Consider the following 19,140-nt stretch of genomic DNA (forward strand, 5'->3'; position numbering starts at 1 on the left):
TTAGTAAAATTGCTTTTCATGAATTGGATATAAGTCAAAAGAATTTCCTGGTCAATATAACTACGCGTGCTAGCCCATTTTTTCTTTATCCAGTCTACTTACAATTCCAACTATAAATTTATATTCAACCCTCTTCTTCTTAACCTTTTTAAACCCTTCTTTCGTATCAAAAATTAAACACGTTTTCCGAAACCACATTCGTACGTATAGTGACTCAAAATAAATAGGTTTTATAATTCCTCTTTCTTCAAATTCAGTTCCATCTTTATTTTCAGTTTCTGTTCGAACGAACCACCTATTTCCGAAGCCAATTTCAATATACTTCACATTAGTCCCCCTTTCGGAAATTACTTTCTAACTATTCTATTATTTCCCCGGTAAGCGCACATTCCGACAGAACATGAGCCCACAAAGAAAAAGTAGATTACAAAAATCTACTTTATAGCTTATATTTTTGCATTCGTTTATAAAATGTACTTCGAGGTACATCTAACAGTTTTGCAGCTAACGAAACATTTCCATTCGTCTTTTCTAGCGCTTCAATCATGCTGTCACGCTGTATTCTTTCGCGGAAATTTAATGTGTTCTCTATTTTATTTTCTGCTTGCAATGTAAGTTGATGTTGATTTCCCATCATTGTTTGTAATAAAAAAGGGATTTGTTTTTCGCATATTTCCTGTCCTTGCGATAAAATGTAAATGCGTTCTAATACATTTAATAATTCTCGAATATTTCCGGGCCATGTATGCTGATAAAATTGATTACAAATACTTTTTGGAAATACAACATTCCAATTCTTTTGTTCACAAAAATGTTTTATGAAGTACGGAATATCCTCTTTTCTTTCTATTAACGTTGGAACATAAAGCGGATAAACATGTAACCGATAATATAAATCTTGACGAAATTTCCCTTCTTCTACTAATCGCAATAAATCTTTATGTGTCGCAGTAATAATACGAATATTTACCGGTACCTCTTTTGAACTGCCAATTGGGGTTACTGTTCGTTCTTGCAAAACACGCAATAATGCGACTTGCATCTCTGGAGGCACTTCACCAATTTCATCTAAAAATATTGTTCCTCCGTCTGCTTGTTCGAATTTCCCTTTATATCCTTGGCGCCGTGCACCTGTAAACGCTCCTTCAGCATAACCGAACAATTCACTTTCCATTAATTCTTTCGGTAATGAACCGCAGTTAACAGCTATAAATGGACCATCTTTTCTTGGACTATTTTCATGAATCGCTCTCGCTACATATTCTTTCCCTACACCTGTTTCCCCGCACACATATACACTAGCGTCAGTTGGAGATACAAGCTTAATTTCTTCTAAAGTATGTTGAAATGCACTGCTTGTCCCAATAACTCCAGGGAAAGTAATTCCGTTTATAAGTGAGGCAGTTGAAAATAAATTTCCTTGTTTATTTTCCTTTACATAAATACATTTCCCTATCATTCTATCATTACTATATACCGGTACTTCTAATTTAGGTTTCAATCCATTTTGCATGAAATCTTCAAGTTTCATTCGTGACCAATTAGAAACTCGTTCTCGAACACTCTTGCTTGCAGAAACGATAACATCACGATGATTACAAATAACTACTTGTTCGTCACTATCAATGACATCTATAAAACGATGAATTAAGTGTAATTCATTTTGATGAACTCTTATGCTACACTCACGTTCTATCGCATGTGCAATTGAAGTTACCATACCGAGCATATATGGATGCGAAAATTCAATTGGACAGGAGAAATCTAGAACACCAATTAATTTCCCATCATCATTATGAATAGGAGCAGCTGCACAACTCCAGCTATGAGATGCCACGGAGTAATGTTCAGTACCACTTATCATAATAGCTTCTTCAATTTCTAGCGCTGTTCCAATTGCGTTTGTCCCCACAGCTGCTTCCGTCCATTTTACACCTTCAATAAAATTAATATGTTTTGCTCGCTTTAACGTTTGTTGATTTCCACTTAAGGATAGAACATAACCATCTGGATCGATTAATAATGCCATCATTTGTAGTTCATCAATGGTTTTTCTCATATTTTGTATTTGAGGTAGTGCTATATCAAGGAAAATTTCACTCTTTTTCTTTTGTTCTCGAAAAATACGAGAAGACAAAATTTTCTGACCTTTATTCATATGAGGATTCACATTTGCTTGTTTACATCGATGCCATGACTCTGAAATTCTTTTGTTTATACGGTTCGAATCAAGGACCCCTTCATCAACAAACTTTTTCCATGTATGTAAGTAAAACGGTGAAGCTAACATTGTATCATCTCCCTATTCATTATTTTGGAGATCTGTAAAAACATACTTTTATTATAAAACTGAATAAAAGCGTTTTCAATAAAACTAGAAAGACGACACAAATATGTTAATAATTTGAATATCTTAATGCGCTTCTTTGTGCTTTTTTAATAGCACTATGTTTTGTATAATGGACGCAAAGAAAATACATAACCAAAACCACTTTTGTGGATTACCGTTTATACAGAAAATAATCACGGCTATTGCAAATAAAATAGTGGATGCTACACTAAAATATAATTTTGTTTTCATTCCCCTTATCCCTCACCTCTCTATCACTTTATAGTACATACTAACTCTTCATTTTTCATCTCTACTATATACTCCTGTAAAACATATTCTTTCCCGCCATGTTTTTCATACCATTCATGTATTTTTTTAGTATGCTTCTCGTCACTTCTAATTTTTGATTCAATTTCTTTATACTGTTCATAACTATCATATTCCCATATGGCAAACACTTCAGTCGTACCATTCTTATTATCTTTCATCCAGCGTCCTATTAGCCTAGATCCATGCTTTAACTGATTTGGTAAGTTTGTTTTATTAAAATGCTCATTAAATATTTCTATAAATTCATTCTTTACTATATAGTACTTTCTTCTATAAAACATACATTTCCACCTCTTTTATAAGCACCTCAAATACACCTTCCCATTACTACCGTATTATAATACTTCCCATCCGACAGCCTTTTATCATTTTTTAAAATACCTTCTACTTCAAAACCAAATTTTTTATAAAGCAGAATGGCTTTTTCGTTTGTTTCTAATACTTGTAATGATATCTTTTTAATCTCATTTTCATCAGCCCAATGAATAGATTGTTGCAATAGACTTTTACCTATTCTATATCCCCAAAACTCTTTTAAAATACAAACGCCAAATTCTACTTTATGAGATAATCTCTTCAAATTTGACCCTTCGCATCTTGAAAACCCAATGATTCGGTTGTGCACTTCTGCAACTAAAAACAGATTCTTTGTCTCTTCACTATCTGTTTTTATTATTTTTTGAAACCCTGTCTTATCTATAAATCCCTCCCCAGCTTCTCTATCCATATTTTCAGTTTCTCCATCAATCTGAACTCTAATTTCCGATAACTGTTCCGCATCTGTTTCAGTTGCCGAACGAATTGTATAAACTAATCCATTTATGTGGAATTTTTGTCCTTTTATAATCATTTCAAGCTCCTTTTAAAAGTAGTCTATTGATGCTATTACAATCTCTTTACCTTGTTTCTCAAATTGTTGAATCGTTTCTTTACTAGTCTCTGAATCTGTTATTATAAGGTCAATTTCAATCAGTGATTCTCCTTTTATAAAGTAGTCTATTCCAAGTTTATTATGAGGAGCTAAACAAATATTTCGTCTAGCAATCTTATTTACTGTTTTACTAAAATAAGCAACTTCAGGCGTTGCAGTACTTATACCATTCAATGAAATGCCACCACCTGTAGAGAAATACAGATCAATAGAGAATCTACTTATCAATTCTGAGGCAAGTGTATCTGTCATATTTCCTGATGGTTTCACCTTTCCACCAATTAAGTACGTATCAATGTTCTTATATTCCCGTAACGTACTAGCAATTTCTATAGAATTTGTAACAACTGTAAATGATGTTTCAGGTAAATATTTTAACATGGCATAATGAATAGAAGTCCCACCAATAAAAACGGAATCTCCTTCTTGTATATAAGAAGCTGCGATTTTTACAATTGCGTCTTCATATACAGAACCATTACTATAACGCTCAAATCGCTCAGCAGCTAAATTCCTTACTCTAGCAAGTTCAATTGCACCTCCATGTGTTCTTTTTAACAAGCCATCCTTCTCCATAATAGACAAATCTCTTCTTATAGAATCGATAGACATATCGAAACTTTCCGCAAGATTCTTTGCGATTACCCTTCCATCTTTCTTAAGTAACTCTAAAATTTTCTCTCTACGCTCTTCAGTAAACATGTGCCCACCGCCGTTATTGAAGATTCTGAAATCTCATCCTTATTTTAATTATATGCATGTCTCTTCCGTTTTACAATATTTTCAATTCTTATTCACTCCGTTTTATTCAGCTTTTTCCCTCTTTCTATTCAGTTAACTGGACAACGAAATAAATGCATATTTGCATATTCCGCAAAGATACTTCCATTTATCTTCCTATTGATGTAAAATTATTCCTATGTTTTACTTTTTAACACAGAAAGGAATTACTATGAAATCTATAATGAAAGTAACTTGTACAGCATTATTATTTACAGGACTAATGGCAGGATGTAATGGGAATACTGCACCAAAACAAGAAAAGAGCGCTCTTGAAAAGAATGCAATGCACTATGGGGAAATATTTAAAAACGAATACTATAGAGCAACTGTTGAAAATGCTAAATTCGAAAAAATAGACAAAGAGTGGCGTCTCACAGCTCGCGTTACTATAAATAACGCTCGTGTTGACGGACAAACGATAGATCTTTCAGAAATAAAATATTTCATAAAAGATGACAAAACGGGTGAAAAATACGAAGGTGAAGTTATACAAAATGAAAATGCTAAAAAAGTTCCATCTGAATTTTCTTTAACTACTGACATTGAATTTAATATGAAAACTTCACCAAAAGATTTAAATAATATGTATTTATACATAGATAGCAAAGCCGCGCCGTTAACAGATACATATTGGAAACTTGATAATTTAGCAACTAGATAAAAAACAGTCAAATACGACTGTTTTTTTGTTTGTAAAGTAATCAAGTTTACTAGTAATCTATCTCCAGCAATACATCTTTTGCACAAATCGTTACTGCTTTAGCTTCCCTCCTAAAACATTTTAACATCCAACAAAAGCGATATATCTATTTATTATATCATTCCAATAACTATTTTTTCTAAAGAAAAAATGCAAAACTGTAAATATTCCATCTTTTATTTCTAAAACTTCAGAATATTTACAATAGTTGATAATTAGAATACATTTTACTAGTACAAAGATTCACCTGTACAAAAATCTAAACAAAAAGGGATGGTTATATGTTGAAGAAATTAGTAGCAGGTACATTAGTAGCGGGATTTGCATTAACTGGAGGACTAGGAGTAGCAAGTGCTGAAGAAAAAGGTAACACAATTAAGTCTTTTGATTATTTAAAAGTGGATGAACAGAATGTTAATTCTCTTACAAAATTAAGTGATCAAGATAAGAAAGACATTCAAATTACTATGGTATTACCAGAGCAAAATGAAAATGGAGATTGGCTAGCTTATGGTTTTACTAGCCGCGAAACATTAGATGCTTATATTGAAAAGGATAAAAAAGTACTTAAAAATAAAATTAATCCTTTAGGTAGCGGTGCTGGTAGTACTGATTTTTATGAACATAAAGATAAAGGTGGCCAATATATTTACTGGAGCAGCGGCTTTAAAAACTTACCATCTAGCTGGAACGACAGAATTTCCTCTGTAAGTACAGCATCACCTTCTGCAAGTTATTCAACGACACTTTGGGAGCATACTTCTACACAAGGATATGGAAAAGGTGTTATATTTAAACACGCTGATTGGTACGGTAAAACTGCTAATTTAGCTGCTGATTGGAACGATATTACTTCAGCGATTGACGTAAAAAAATAATAGGATATTCAATTTCTTCTGTAAAAATTCAAACCACTATTCTCTCATACATTTAGAGAATAGTGGTTTATTATAATTCAATTTAAGCATGTACAGCATGTCCTACCGCTTGCAATAGCGCTTCATGAATCGCTTCAGATAAAGTAGGATGCGCTGCAATATAATCTCTCATAATATCGGCAGTAACTTCTGTATGAATCATTACAGTTCCTTGTCCAATCAGTTCGGTTGCACGTGGACCAATAATAGAAATCCCTACAATTTCTTGATATTTAGGTTCCACAATGACTTTTACTTTACCCGTTTGTTCTCCAATAATAAGCGCTTTTCCATTTGCTGAAAAAGGAAACTCTCCGATAAGAATATCACCATATTGCTCTCTTGCTAATTTTTCACTTAAACCGACACTAGCAATTTCTGGAGCTGTATAAATACAGCGAGGTACAGCATGATAGCTTACTTTTACATCTTCTCCACTTGCATGTAATGCTGCTGTCGTTCCTTCATGGAAGGCAACGTGAGCAAGCTGAATTCCACCAATCACATCACCGGCTGCGTAAATATGTGATACGTTCGTTTGCATATGTTCATTCACAGCAATCCCTTTATTTGAAAATTGAACCCCTGCCTTTTCTAATCCTAATTGTTGCACTCGTGGTTTTCTTCCTACAGAAACAAGAACAAATTCTGGAGTTACCTCGTGAGTAATTCCCTCGTATTCAAATGAAGCTTGCTTCTTATAGTTATTTAAGCCTTTTAAAACTGCTCCCGTAAAAATTTTCACCCCATCTTTTTCTAATTTCTCTCTTAAAGTATTCGCAATATCTTCATCTTCACCAGGTAGTAATTGCGGTGCCATCTCAACTATCGATACTTTTGTGCCAAGTCTACTATAAATACTTGCAAACTCGCACCCTATTACACCACCACCAACGATTAACAATGAAGATGGTACACTCTCAAGAGACATGGCATGGCTACTATTTAAAATCCATTTTCCATCGAACGGAGCGAATGGTAATTCTGTAGGTTCGGAACCAGCTGCGATAATAAAGCTCTCTCCATCAATTACTTCTTCTTTATTTCCTTGTACAACTCGCACGCGATGATCTGTTTCGAATTTCGCTTTTCCTTTTACAACTTTAATTTTATTTTTCTTCATTAAATATTGTATTCCTTGGACGAGCTGCATTACGATTTGTGATTTCCTCGCCTGTATTTGATCCCAATCAATTGATATACTTCCTGTATTAAGCATAACCCCATAATCATTCGCTTTTCTCACAATGTCATGTACTTCAGCACTTTCTAACAATGATTTTGTAGGCATGCACCCAACAGTTAAACAAGTTCCGCCAAGATCAGCTTCATCAATAAGAGTCACTTCTTTTCCATTTTGAGCCGCGGTAATTGCTGCTACATAACCAGCAGGCCCACCTCCAATAACGACTAGTTTACTCATTCTCTCACCTTCTTTTTATAAAAGAATTGTTACAGGTTCTTCTAAATAACGTTTAATTGTGCGTAAAAATGCAGCTGCTGGTGCACCATCTAATACACGATGATCGAATGTTAAACTTAAAGGTAACATACTACCTTTTTTTAATTTTTTCCCTTTATATACAGGAACATGTTCAATTGCACCAATACCTAAAATACCAGTCTCAGGTGTATTTAATACAGGTGTGAAATATTCAATACCAAAGCTACCTAAATTACTAATTGTAAATGTCGTTCCATGCATATCATCACCACTTAAGCTACCTGCTCGTGCCTTTTGTGCCACATTCTTAATCTCTTTAGACAACTCTACTAAAGTTAAATTATTTGCAAAGCGAATAGCTGGAACGATTAACCCTTTTTCTAATGCGACTGCCATGCCTAAATGCACATGTTCAAATTGATGAATTGCATCATCTATATAAGAGCTGTTCATTTCTTTATGCTCTCCAAGTGCTAATACAGCAGCACGCGAGACGAAATCCGTAATGGTTAATTTATTATCATATCTTTTTTGTACAACTTTCGCTATTTCTTTATGTAAAGCAACTAAATCTGTAACATCTACTTTCATCGTTAATGTTAATTGCGCACTATTTTGTAAGCTTGCGTGCATACGATTTGCAATTGCTTTCCGCATACCAGTAACAGGAATGACTTTACTTTCTTTTTGTTCAAGTACTTCTGGAATTATTACTCTTTCTTTAATTGCTTTTAATACGTCTACTTTTGTAATCCTTCCGCCAGGTCCTGTACCAACTAATGCTTTGATATCTAGATTTTCAGACTTTGCAATTTTCTTCGCTACAGGTGAAATTTTGATTCTTTGTTTTGTCACATCTATCGCATATGATTCAGGATGTTGAACCTTTTTAGGCTCTAGATTCGGTGTTTTTTCTTGTACAACTTGAGTACTTTCATTTACTTCTACTTTTTCATTTGGTTTACCGATATAGCAAATTATAGTGCCAGGTGGAACTCCCTCATCTTCACTTATAGCTATATCAAGAACAGTTCCATCAGCTGGTGCTTCTATTTCCGTTTCGATTTTTTCCGAGTTAATACTAGCAATTAGTTCACCTTTTGCTACATGATCACCTGCTTTAATATTCCAGCTCGTAATAATACCTTCTTTCATCGCCATACCCAACTTCGGCATTACAACTTCTACAGCCATGTTTCTCTCTCCCTTCTCATCGTTTTATTACACATGTAATAAAGATTGGTCTCCAATCATTTCTGATACAGTTTCAATTACTTTTTCTGGCGTTGGCAAATACAACTTTTCAAGTGGTGGTGAGAACGGAACAGGTGTATGTGGTGCTGTAATTCGTTTAATAGGTGCATCTAGCAAATCAAATCCTTTATCCGCTACAATTGCTGCAATATCTGTTGCGATACTACATCTTGGATTTGCTTCATCAATAACAATAAGGCGATTTGTTTTTTCAACTGATGCTAAAATCGTATCTTCATCCAGTGGTGATAAAGAACGTGGATCAATCACTTCTACTTCAAGTCCTTTTTTCGATAATTGCTCAGCAGCTGCAAGTGCTGTATAAACTTGTTTTCCAATGGCGACGATTGTTACATCAGAACCTTCACGTTTTATATCTGCTTTCCCTAATGGAATTGTATAGTATCCTTCTGGCACTTCACCTTTCATATTGTAAAGTGTTTTATCTTCAAAGAAGATTACTGGGTCATCATCTTCAATTGCCGCTAATAATAAGCCTTTTGCGTCATATGGAGTAGAAGGAACGACAACTTTTATACCTGGAATGCTCGTAAATAACGCATACAAACTTTGTGAATGTTGTGCAGCTGCGCTAAAACCTGCACCATGCATCGTACGTACTGTAACTGGCACTTTCGCTTTACCGCCGAACATATAGCGGAACTTTGCACCTTGGTTTAATACTTGATCAAGACAACTACCGATAAAATCATTAAACATTAATTCAGCAATCGGACGTAGTCCTGTTGCCGCAGCTGCCATTGCTGCTCCCATGTAACCCGCTTCTGAAATTGGTGTATCTAAAATACGATTTCGGCCAAATTCTTGTACAAGGCCTTTCGTAACACCGAGTACACCGCCCCATGCTTCATCATCTTGCAAGTGATCAACTTGTGCACCACCTGCAACGTCTTCTCCTATTAAAATTACGTTTTCATCACGACGCATTGAGATTTTCATCGCTTCATTAATTGCAGTTGACATACTTACTGTTCTAGTCATTATTTTTCACCCTCCTCTTATTTGTAAGAAACGTATACATCTTTTAATAACTCTTCATCCTCTGGATATGGACTATTTTCACTAAATTCAATTGATTCTTGCACCGCTTCATCTACTGCCTTTTCCATATCTACAAGCTCAGATTCAGTTAATAAAGCTTCATGAATTAAATGCTTACGGAAATTCACAATCGCATCTTTTTCATTTAAATGTTCTTCTTTTTCTTCTGAAGTTTTATACGTTTGTGCTTCACCTTCGAAATGACCGTAATTACGATATGTCATACATTCAATTATTGTTGGACCACCGCCATTACGCGCACGTTCTACTGCTTCTTCCGCCGCTTTATACACTGCAAGCAAGTCCTTTCCATCCACTTGAACACCTGGAATATTGTAAGCTTTCGCGCGATCTGCAATGGAATTACAACTTGAAGCATATTCAAATGTCGTTGCTTCACCGTAACCGTTATTTTCTGCGATAAAAATAACTGGTAACTTCCAAATCGCTGCTAAATTAACCCCTTCGTGAAATGTTCCTTCATTATTTGCTCCATCACCGAAGAAACAAACACTTACATCTTTCGTTCCTTTATATTTAGCTGTTAATGCTGAGCCGCAAGCAAGTGGAAACCCCCCGCCTACAATCCCATTTGCACCAAGCATTCCTTTATCTAAATCGGCAATATGCATAGAACCGCCTTTACCTTTACATAACCCTGTCGCTTTCCCAAAAAGTTCAGCCATCATACCGTTTAAATCACAACCTTTTGCGATACAATGCCCATGTCCTCTATGCGTACTTGTAATACTGTCGCTATCCGTTAAGTGGGCACATACACCAACTGCTACCGCTTCTTCACCTGCGTATAAATGGACGAAACCTGGCAGCACGCCTTGCGCAAACACTTCATGTACCTTATCTTCAAACTTACGAATCTCTAACATTTTTTTATACATCCAACGAGCTTGTTCTTTCGTAATTTCATTCCCTTTACTTTCAGTTGTTTTTAACATGTCCAGCCCTCCTATTTTCTTGTTCATCTTTTATTTTGCAAGTACCGTGCCAAATTCTAATTCTTGATTTAATAGGTTTTCTCTTTTCTTTCAAAATAAAAAAGTGGACAAATTGAGACATCTGTCTCGTTTTGTCCACTTTTGTTCACCTAATTTGAGAATTATTATTTTATTCATGATCAAAACTCTTCTGTAACTTCCGAATGTAAATAATTTGACCAATATGATAAGCATTATGAGCTGTGACATTTGCTAGCACTTCCCACAACTTTGCACATACTGGAATACCAACCACATCACTTTCAACCTTTTCTTCATTTATGAGATTTTGCCATTGTAATAGTTTCTCAAGTAGTTTTTCTCGTAATTCATCGAAAGTTTGATTATCTGAAAGCATAAAACTTTTGTTATTATCACCAATAGCAGGCACGGCATTCACATTCGATTCTTTATACCTAGTTTGCCACGTAGAATTCCAATACAGTAAATGTTGTACAATTTCAGCTATACTGTTACTCTCTTCATTCGGTTTCCAGAAAGCTTCCCTCTCAGATAAATCTTTCACTGCATCTGAAAATGGGATATACCAACTAGGATCATTTGCATTCCAACAATTGATCTGCTAATACATCTTTCATATGGGCCATTTTTCTTCCCTCATTTCATAAACGTATTCATACTCACTTCTCTATATACGATAAGTTCGTATAATTCCCTCTTTAAAAACCATAGAATATAGAATTAACATGAATAGCTTTCAAAGAAAGTGTAAGAATAATAGATTTTCTTATCATAACTCGTTATGATAAAAGAAAAAGAAAGCTGGCAGAAAATGAATAAACAAATCGCAGTTATTACAGGAGCTTCAAGTGGATTCGGACTATTAACTACACTCGAACTCGCAAAAAAAGATTATTTAGTTATCGCAACAATGAGAAACCTTGAAAAACAAGGAAACTTATTATCTCAAGCTACTCAACTCAACTTACAGCAAAACATAAAAATTCAACAATTAGATGTAACCGATCAAAACTCTTTACATAACTTTCAATTATTTTTAAAAGAAATAAACAAAGTGGACCTCCTCATTAATAATGCAGGATATGCCAATGGGGGCTTTGTAGAAGAAATTCCAGTAGAGGAATACCGTAAACAATTTGAAACGAACCTATTTGGAGCTATTTCAATTACTCAGCTTGTTTTACCTTATATGAGAGAACAACAAAGTGGAAAAATTATTAATATAAGTAGCATTAGTGGCCAAGTTGGATTCCCTGGTCTATCTCCTTACGTTTCTTCAAAACATGCATTAGAAGGATGGAGTGAATCCCTTCGTTTAGAAGTAAAACCGTTCGGAATAGATGTTGCTTTAATAGAACCAGGTTCTTATAACACGAATATTTGGGAAGTTGGTAAACAACTAGCTACAAATCAATCTGATACTACTTCTCCTTACAAAGAATATATGGATAAAATACAAAAACATATTAATAACGGCAGTGATACATTTGGCAATCCGATAGATGTTGCTAATAAAATTGTAGAAATTGCTGAAGCTAAGCGTACGAATTTACGTTATCCAATCGGTAAAGGTGTAAAATTTATGATCTTTGCAAAGAAAATTCTTCCTTGGAGATTGTGGGAATATCTTGTTTTGAGAAGCTTTAAGAAAATGTAATTACTTTTATTGAAAACCATTTTAAAAGAGGTGCTAAACAAATGCTAGGTTTACCGTACGGGAAAGTATTTTTAGTTCCGTGGACTGAGGAATGGGAATTGGAGTTTATGAAAGAAAAACAATTCATTGAGAAACAAATTGGGAAACATATTTTAGCTATACACCATATTGGCAGTACTGCAATTCCACATTTAAGTGCAAAGCCAATTATTGATATTGCAATCGAATTAGAAGATTATAACGATGGTTTAAACTGTATTAACAAGTTAGAACTGCTAAACTATAAATATAGAAAAGATGTACTGCCTGAACGATATTATTTTAATAAAGGTGAGCCAAGAACTCATCAAATTCATATGTATGAACAAGGGAATTCATATTTAATAGAACAATTACAATTTCGAGATTACTTAATAGACAATAAAACTGCTCGTATACAGTATGAACAGTTGAAAATTCAACTTTCACAAGCTAATCCTAATGATAAACATCAATATGCAGAGGATAAAACAAATTTTGTTACATCCATATTAGCCAAAATAAATAATGAATTTAAATAAGAAACCATTTAGTAGTAAATGGTTTCTTATTTATCAGCTAAATCTGGTTTTGTGCCATCAATAATAAAATCTGTAAACTCATGTGGCTTATAACTTTCTACATACATATCTTCAGCAACCATCCAATTGTTTTCCCACATATCGCGCGCAGCTTCCCCGTCTCTAGCAATCCCTCTTTTTATCCGTGTTTCACGAGGACAATTCACCCATATTTTCAAATCATACACTTCAGCTAGCTCCTGACGCGTTGCATATACACCTTCTATAATAACAATTCCGTTTGCAGGGACAATATGAGATTCCACTAAAGAATCGGTTTCCCAATCGTAACGTTTATAACATCCTTCAACACCATTACTAATTGGATCTAAAACTTCTTGTAAAAGGCGTTTCCAATCAAAATCTGCACCAATCGATTTATTCGTAGGATGTTCATTTACAATTTGTGAAGATGGTAAATAAAAATCATCCATATGTACAACCGTTACTGTGGAAAACTTTCTTTTTATTTTATTAGCTAACGTACTTTTACCTGCACCGCCACAACCATCAATACCTATTATTAGTAGTGATTGTTCTTTCCATTTTTCTTGAACCCATTTTAAAATTAAGTCTAAATCCAAACTAACCCATCCCCTTATATCTCTTACATTCCATTATTAAAGTTTTAAGTTGCAGGTGGAACGAAATAAAATAGTATCGAGAGCATCAATATAAAAGAAACCATTCCCGTTATCGAAAGTATATATTCTTTTGATTCTCTATCATATTTCCATTCCATCCATGCTCTTAAAGTCCATGATATTCCTAAATAAGTGAACATGACATAAGCCATTTTAGCGTTTTCAAATTTAAACATATAATAACAACTACTTATTACATAAATAATAATAAGACCTATTTCTAATTTTACATGTAAACTATTCACATGCTTATATCCAAAGAAGCCTCTTTTCTCCATATTTAATGTTCTTCTTAAAAACTGTTCTAAAAAGTAACCACCTATACCCAGTCCAATAATAATAATTAAAATTGTAGAGGTATCCATTGTTATCCCTCCAATTACTTTATATATTTTTAGAAACAAAGTGGACTATATTATGGTTATTCTCTTCTAAATAACTTACAATTCCTTCAGGATATGTTGGCTTCTCCTTTAATTCCTCTATGCTCTTCCATATTAATATAATATTCTCATGTTCTTTATGCCTTATTTCATTTGTAACCATCTCTTGAACAGTTCCCCAATGTACAATGATGTCCTTTTTCGTTGTTCCACTCGAAAATATGCTCATTTACAACAGCTAGCCCTTGGACATCAATTTTCAAATCGTATTCTTCCATTAATTCTCGTATTATCGCTTCTTTTGCTGTTTCACCAAATTCAATAGAACCTCCTGGAAAACGATAAAACGTTTCACTTAAATCACATTGTACTAGTACTTTAGAATGATCTTTATTTACAATCATTGCTTCAGCACGTAATTTAGGCATTTTCATTTTGTCTCCCCATTCATTCCATATATAATTAAATCCAATATCTATAAAAGAAAAGATTAAGCATAATTCCTGTTATTATTAATAACGGAACCGTTCCGAAAGAAATGACATATTCCCTCGATTCTTTATCAAATTTCCATTCCATATATGATTGAAAGCAGTATAAGGTTATTAAAAATAAAATGGGTAAATTACTAATATAAATAGGATTTAAAGTAGCACATATCAGCGTAACAATTATATAAGAAATGATAAGAGCCCTAGTGCCCCATTTATGAGCGTTGTTTACATATTTACTATTCCAGTCTGTTTGTTTCGGTATATTTAATTTTTTTCTCACTACTTTTTCCAAAACAACTAAGAATATGATCCATACTATTAATAAAATTCCTTTAACTAAAAACAGTGATGTCTCCTCCTTTACTTTTTATCTGGCTGATCACTCGGATAAGTAGCTTTTCCTTTATTATCAATGTCCCAACTAATAATTGTCGCACTATCGCGTCCGAATTGATGATGAACGTGCTCTAATACATGATGAACACTTTCTTCAAGTTTTATATTATTTTTATTCATATCACTATACAGATTTACAGGAGTTTCATACCGACGTTCCCCGCATTCTAATACTCCATCTGTCACCATTACAATTCGATTGTTGCCATTACGTAATTCACGAATGCCTGTTGAATAACAAGGAACAGGTAAATCAAATGTGTTTACATTTCCAATCCATTCGTAAAAATGACGTTGATTTAATGCGTATTGTCCTAATTTGTGTAATTCATCATGAAATACATACACTAAACAGTCGCCAATAGATAACCACCATATGTAGTTTTCTTTTCTTACACATAGTAAGCAAGCTGTTTCACCTTTAATTCTTTGACACTTTTCCTTAAATGAAGAAGATTGAAAGATAGTAAGAATATGATTTTCAATAGACCGAAATACTGTATCAATCGATTCATTCATCATTTCTTTTATATTTTCATATTCTTTTTGAATTGTATTTACTACTAAATCAACACTTTCTGCACTATTATGTCCATCTAATATAGCTGCAAATTCCCAATCACCATTTGACCAAACTAACGCACCATCTTCGTTCTTTTTTGCTCCAGCACTTATATTCCCACCATATGTACCGAGCACGATGTCACCATATTGTTTTACTGAAACTTCGTCTAAACACATTTCACTACTTCCAACCCATGAATGTTGTCTATTATTTGTTGTATGCATATTCACTCACCATATACTTTCGTAATCTTTCGCATAGTTTTTTGATTTTTTCTGCGTCACCATAAGGCGCACCGTTCCATTTCGCTACTTCAGTCGGTGACCAAAACTCTTTTGGTGTATTTTCATAACGCGGTATGATGTGCATATGCATATGTGGTACACCATTTCCTGAAACAAAAGTGTAAATATGTTCCGCACCTTCACTTGCTTTTAGCGCTTTACTTACTCTACTTGTTATAAGTCCGAACGCTTTCGCTTCTTCATCTGTTAGTTCAGCGAGGCCAGGTACATGCCTTTTTATATCTATCATTACATAACCCAAGTATGTTTCTTCACTATCCCAGTGGACATGTCCAACGTAAACCAGTTCATCTTCGTAAATAGCTCCACCTGGAACTATAATATTTCCTTTATGCTTTTCACAAATAAAACAGTTTAGTTTTACTTGATCGTTTGTTGACATATTCATCACCATCCTTTTCATATATAATATCATAAAAAAAGGAAAAACAGGATTTATATTCCGAAGATTCACTCTTTTTATACAGCAATTTTTGAAATGAATTTAAACCTCATTATTTCTTCAAAAACGCAATCCCAATTACGATCCCAATCACAATTCCGATTACTAAATTATTTGTAAAATAACCTTGGACTACACCGATTACAACTCCTATACCAATACCTATTGCCAAAGCATCATTTTTATTATTTTTAGCCAAAATTACATCTCCTCCCATCATTTCTCGCTAAACAACATACACTTACTTGAATGTATTAATATATTCTCTATCTCACTTGAACATTTCTAATAAAATGTACTTTAACTTCACATATAACATTTTCCATTTTCTGTACATACTCCTTTTACACTAAAAAAATTTCAAGTAACCATTAAATGTATATAGACATTTACTATAAGAAAAATCAGTAATTTATTTAAGGGGGAACGATTAAAATACACCCTCATTGGAATCCAAATATAAATCAACAATATGTTTATTCTCCTCATCCCGTAAGGAATACATTGCATCATGATTCACAATATATGATGCAGCGTATTGCAAGTCTTGAAAATCAATTAGCGAAATTAATCTCATTAATTGAAGAAAATAATCATGTAATTGAATCAATGGAACAACAGCAAAACCAAGTTTGTGCGCCAGCTGGCGGTTCTGTTATTGTTTGTATGTAATCTTATTCAAACAAAAAAACACACTTTGTATAATAAAGTGTGTTTTTTTGTTATCTTCTTTTTTGATGAAATCCTTGTGTAATGCGGTCTAATATAATCGCAATGACAACAATAGCTAGTCCGGCTTCAAATCCCATTCCGATATTAACTTGTGTTACAGAGCGGTATACATCAACCCCAAGACCTGGTGCTCCTACAAGAGATGCTGTTACTACCATAGATAAAGAAAGCATAATGCTTTGATTCACACCAGCCATGATTGTTCCAGTTGCGAGTGGTAATTGTACTTTAAATAATTTTTGTGATGCGGTTGAGCCAAATGCATTCGCTGCTTCAATTAAATCCTCTGGAACTTGTCTAATTCCTAAATCAGTAAAACGAATTGTCGGTGGCATTGCAAAGATTACTGATGCAATAATCCCGGGTACTACACCTACTCCAAAAAATGTAATCGCGGGAATAAGATATACGAAAGCCGGCATTGTTTGCATAAAATCTAATGTCGGTTTTAAAAATTTTGAAAAACGTTCATTTTGCGAAGCTAAAATGCCAATTGGGATACCTACAATAATTGAAATAATAACAGATGTAAGTACAAGAGCTAATGTCTGCATCGTCTGTGCCCAGTAGTTAATATTCAAAATAAATAATAATCCGATGAGTGTAAAAATAACTAAAGATACTTTTCTCGTTGTGTACCAAATGAGGAAACACAAAATAATAATCATCAATATAGCCGGTATTATTGTTAAAAAATTAGTGAGTAAATCAACGAATCCGCCGATAATATAAGAGAATCCTCGGAATAAGCCTTCAAAGTGCTCATATAAACTTGCAACAAATGAGTCGACCCATTCCCCTAATGGAATACGCGGTATACTATTCATCGTCTTTCACCTCTTCTTCAATGTTTCCTGCAAGAGCTTGAATGACACTTTCACGTTTAATAATTCCTCTTAGCCTTTTTTTCTCATCGATTACTGGTAACGGATATTTCATCTCCGCCATTTTTGCATATGTCTCTTCCAGTAAAGTATCCAAATACACATGTGGAATATCATTAAGTAATAAATCAGCAATCGGCCACTGTTTTTGTACTGCTTTACTCGCATCATCCGCAGTTAATATACCTAAAAACTCATACTTTTTGTTTACAACATATACAGTTGAGACACCAGCATTCCTCATAATTTGAAGGGCTACACGAGGTCCACGATCAATTAATAAAGTTTCTGGTCGTTTTAAAATAGACTCCGCCGTAATTACTTTTCCTAAATTCACGTCCGCAACAAACTTTTCTACAAATTCATTAGCGGGGCTCATCATAATTTCTTCTGGTGTTCCAATTTGGACGATTTCTCCATCTTTCATTAATGCGATACGATCTCCAATTCGAAGCGCTTCATCTAAATCATGCGTAATAAATATAATCGTTTTTTCCATTTTATCTTGTAACTCTAACAATTCATCTTGCATTTCTTTTCGAATAAGTGGATCTAATGCACTAAATGACTCGTCCATTAGTAATACATCTGGATTATTCGTTAGTGCCCTTGCGATTCCAACGCGCTGCTGCATACCACCACTAAGTTGACTTGGATAATTATCTTTATGATGATCGAGTCCTACTAACTGTAGCGATTCTAACGCTTTTTTCTCTCGCTCTTCAACCGGAACTCCTTGTATTTCTAAACCATATGCAACATTTTGTATAACTGTGCGATGCGGAAATAGAGCAAATTTCTGAAATACCATACTCATTTTCGTTCTTCTTACTCTTCGTAACTCTTCTTTTCCCATCGTTGCGATGTCTTCACCATCTATGTATATATGACCTGCAGTTGGTTTAATCAATTGATTTAACATACGCACTAGCGTAGATTTCCCGCTACCAGACAACCCCATAATAACGAAAATTTCTCCAGAATATACTTCAAACGTTGCTTTTTTCACCCCAACGTTCATTCCTGTCTCTTTTAAAATTTCCGATTTACTTTTTCCTTCTTTTAATAAGGAAAGGGCTCTTTGCGGATGTTTCCCGAATACTTTTGTTACGTTTTCAACACGCACCTTTGTATTATCCATGTCACTACTCCTTTTCTACCCATCTATTCACATAGTGTTGCGATTTTACAAAGAAATATTACATAAAAATGACATTCATAAGATTTCTTTAAAATTCTCGTTTCCGTTCATAATAAGAATGCTTACTTATACATTTATTTTATAAGGCAAACGTTACTTAGGAGGTTT

The 19,140-nt window shown here is 34.0% G+C and carries 22 protein-coding genes and 2 pseudogenes; 5 read left to right on the plus strand and 19 right to left on the minus strand.

The features are described 5' to 3' along the window. Positions 1–69: 69 nt before the first annotated feature. From EKQ63_RS14660 to EKQ63_RS14680, 5 genes are all read right to left on the minus strand, one after another. Positions 70–327, minus strand: coding sequence for a DUF3977 family protein (locus tag EKQ63_RS14660; RefSeq protein ID WP_087953495.1), 258 nt, complete (start codon positions 325–327; stop codon positions 70–72). A gap of 112 nt (positions 328–439) precedes the next feature. Then, the gene (locus EKQ63_RS14665; protein WP_087953494.1) at positions 440–2,290 is read right to left on the minus strand and encodes a sigma-54-dependent Fis family transcriptional regulator; all 1,851 of its coding nucleotides are present in this window, start codon (positions 2,288–2,290) and stop codon (positions 440–442) included. Between the two features lie 314 nt (positions 2,291–2,604). Next, the gene (locus EKQ63_RS14670; protein WP_087953492.1) at positions 2,605–2,943 is read right to left on the minus strand and encodes an NIPSNAP family protein; all 339 of its coding nucleotides are present in this window, start codon (positions 2,941–2,943) and stop codon (positions 2,605–2,607) included. Positions 2,944–2,969: 26 nt separating this feature from the next. Next, complete coding sequence (locus EKQ63_RS14675; RefSeq protein WP_087953491.1) at positions 2,970–3,512, minus strand: GNAT family N-acetyltransferase; 543 nt, start codon at positions 3,510–3,512, stop codon at positions 2,970–2,972. Between the two features lie 12 nt (positions 3,513–3,524). Further along, positions 3,525–4,295: a DeoR/GlpR family DNA-binding transcription regulator gene (locus tag EKQ63_RS14680; RefSeq protein ID WP_143881190.1), complete on the minus strand. Its 771-nt coding sequence runs from the start codon at positions 4,293–4,295 to the stop codon at positions 3,525–3,527. Positions 4,296–4,545: 250 nt separating this feature from the next. Here EKQ63_RS14680 and EKQ63_RS14685 point away from each other — a divergent pair, with 250 nt between their 5' ends. Together EKQ63_RS14685 and EKQ63_RS14690 are read left to right on the plus strand one after the other, a co-directional pair. Next, entirely contained in the window at positions 4,546–5,037 is a 492-nt protein-coding gene (locus EKQ63_RS14685) for a hypothetical protein (RefSeq protein ID WP_087953489.1), read from the plus strand. A gap of 320 nt (positions 5,038–5,357) precedes the next feature. Further along, the gene (locus EKQ63_RS14690) at positions 5,358–5,954 is read left to right on the plus strand and encodes a hypothetical protein (RefSeq protein WP_087953488.1); all 597 of its coding nucleotides are present in this window, start codon (positions 5,358–5,360) and stop codon (positions 5,952–5,954) included. 82 nt (positions 5,955–6,036) lie between these two features. Here EKQ63_RS14690 and lpdA read toward each other — a convergent pair whose 3' ends face one another. The 5 genes and pseudogenes from lpdA to EKQ63_RS14715 all read right to left on the minus strand — a co-directional run bounded on the left by lpdA (position 6,037) and on the right by EKQ63_RS14715 (position 11,356). Next, entirely contained in the window at positions 6,037–7,416 is a 1,380-nt protein-coding gene (gene lpdA / locus EKQ63_RS14695; protein WP_087953487.1) for a dihydrolipoyl dehydrogenase, read from the minus strand. Between the two features lie 15 nt (positions 7,417–7,431). Then, a complete protein-coding gene (locus tag EKQ63_RS14700) occupies positions 7,432–8,631 on the minus strand; it encodes a dihydrolipoamide acetyltransferase family protein (RefSeq protein ID WP_143881191.1) in 1,200 nt (399 codons plus the stop codon). A 27-nt stretch (positions 8,632–8,658) separates the two neighbouring features. Next, positions 8,659–9,693: an acetoin:2,6-dichlorophenolindophenol oxidoreductase subunit beta gene (gene acoB, locus EKQ63_RS14705; protein ID WP_143881192.1), complete on the minus strand. Its 1,035-nt coding sequence runs from the start codon at positions 9,691–9,693 to the stop codon at positions 8,659–8,661. Positions 9,694–9,710: 17 nt separating this feature from the next. Further along, positions 9,711–10,709, minus strand: a complete 999-nt coding sequence (gene acoA / locus EKQ63_RS14710; RefSeq protein ID WP_143881193.1) for an acetoin:2,6-dichlorophenolindophenol oxidoreductase subunit alpha — start codon at positions 10,707–10,709, stop codon at positions 9,711–9,713. Positions 10,710–10,878: 169 nt separating this feature from the next. After that, positions 10,879–11,356 (minus strand): annotated as a pseudogene (locus EKQ63_RS14715) (DinB family protein). Between the two features lie 185 nt (positions 11,357–11,541). Between EKQ63_RS14715 and EKQ63_RS14720 the strand changes: the two are divergent. Continuing rightward, on the plus strand, positions 11,542–12,387 hold the full coding sequence (locus EKQ63_RS14720; RefSeq protein ID WP_206766453.1) for an oxidoreductase: 846 nt from the start codon (positions 11,542–11,544) through the stop codon (positions 12,385–12,387). Between the two features lie 41 nt (positions 12,388–12,428). Continuing rightward, positions 12,429–12,947 (plus strand): GrpB family protein, encoded by a 519-nt coding sequence (locus EKQ63_RS14725; protein ID WP_143881194.1) that lies wholly within the window; start codon positions 12,429–12,431, stop codon positions 12,945–12,947. A 26-nt stretch (positions 12,948–12,973) separates the two neighbouring features. On the opposite strand, the gene EKQ63_RS14730 is transcribed toward EKQ63_RS14725, so the two are convergent. From EKQ63_RS14730 to EKQ63_RS14760, 7 genes and pseudogenes are all read right to left on the minus strand, one after another. Next, complete coding sequence (locus EKQ63_RS14730; protein WP_143881195.1) at positions 12,974–13,570, minus strand: uridine kinase family protein; 597 nt, start codon at positions 13,568–13,570, stop codon at positions 12,974–12,976. A gap of 44 nt (positions 13,571–13,614) precedes the next feature. Further along, positions 13,615–13,995 (minus strand): DUF4181 domain-containing protein, encoded by a 381-nt coding sequence (locus EKQ63_RS14735; protein ID WP_143881196.1) that lies wholly within the window; start codon positions 13,993–13,995, stop codon positions 13,615–13,617. Between the two features lie 19 nt (positions 13,996–14,014). After that, a pseudogene (locus EKQ63_RS14740) lies at positions 14,015–14,447 on the minus strand (NUDIX domain-containing protein). Between the two features lie 28 nt (positions 14,448–14,475). Continuing rightward, positions 14,476–14,799: a DUF4181 domain-containing protein gene (locus EKQ63_RS14745; RefSeq protein ID WP_087953478.1), complete on the minus strand. Its 324-nt coding sequence runs from the start codon at positions 14,797–14,799 to the stop codon at positions 14,476–14,478. 68 nt (positions 14,800–14,867) lie between these two features. Then, positions 14,868–15,692 carry a PP2C family serine/threonine-protein phosphatase gene (locus EKQ63_RS14750; protein WP_087997260.1) on the minus strand — a complete coding sequence of 275 codons (825 nt, stop codon included), beginning with the start codon at positions 15,690–15,692 and terminating at the stop codon, positions 14,868–14,870. Continuing rightward, positions 15,676–16,167: an HIT family protein gene (locus EKQ63_RS14755; protein WP_002021523.1), complete on the minus strand. Its 492-nt coding sequence runs from the start codon at positions 16,165–16,167 to the stop codon at positions 15,676–15,678. Before EKQ63_RS14755 ends, EKQ63_RS14750 begins: the two co-directional genes overlap by 17 nt. Positions 16,168–16,267: 100 nt before the next feature. Beyond that, on the minus strand, positions 16,268–16,432 hold the full coding sequence (locus tag EKQ63_RS14760) for a glycine zipper domain-containing protein (RefSeq protein WP_140168773.1): 165 nt from the start codon (positions 16,430–16,432) through the stop codon (positions 16,268–16,270). Between the two features lie 218 nt (positions 16,433–16,650). On the opposite strand from EKQ63_RS14760, the gene EKQ63_RS14765 reads away from it, so the two are divergent. Further along, a complete protein-coding gene (locus tag EKQ63_RS14765) occupies positions 16,651–16,887 on the plus strand; it encodes a hypothetical protein (protein ID WP_087997259.1) in 237 nt (78 codons plus the stop codon). Between the two features lie 50 nt (positions 16,888–16,937). Here the strand turns inward: EKQ63_RS14765 and EKQ63_RS14770 are convergent, their stop codons facing one another. Together EKQ63_RS14770 and EKQ63_RS14775 are read right to left on the minus strand one after the other, a co-directional pair. Beyond that, a complete protein-coding gene (locus EKQ63_RS14770) occupies positions 16,938–17,774 on the minus strand; it encodes an ABC transporter permease (protein ID WP_001084762.1) in 837 nt (278 codons plus the stop codon). Beyond that, positions 17,767–18,972 carry a quaternary amine ABC transporter ATP-binding protein gene (locus EKQ63_RS14775; RefSeq protein ID WP_000370606.1) on the minus strand — a complete coding sequence of 402 codons (1,206 nt, stop codon included), beginning with the start codon at positions 18,970–18,972 and terminating at the stop codon, positions 17,767–17,769. The genes EKQ63_RS14770 and EKQ63_RS14775 overlap by 8 nt, the downstream gene beginning before the upstream one ends. Between the last annotated feature and the right edge of the window lie 168 nt (positions 18,973–19,140).

The sequence above is a fragment of the Bacillus sp. BD59S genome, assembly GCF_007363175.1.
Taxonomy (GTDB): domain Bacteria; phylum Bacillota; class Bacilli; order Bacillales; family Bacillaceae_G; genus Bacillus_A; species Bacillus_A pacificus.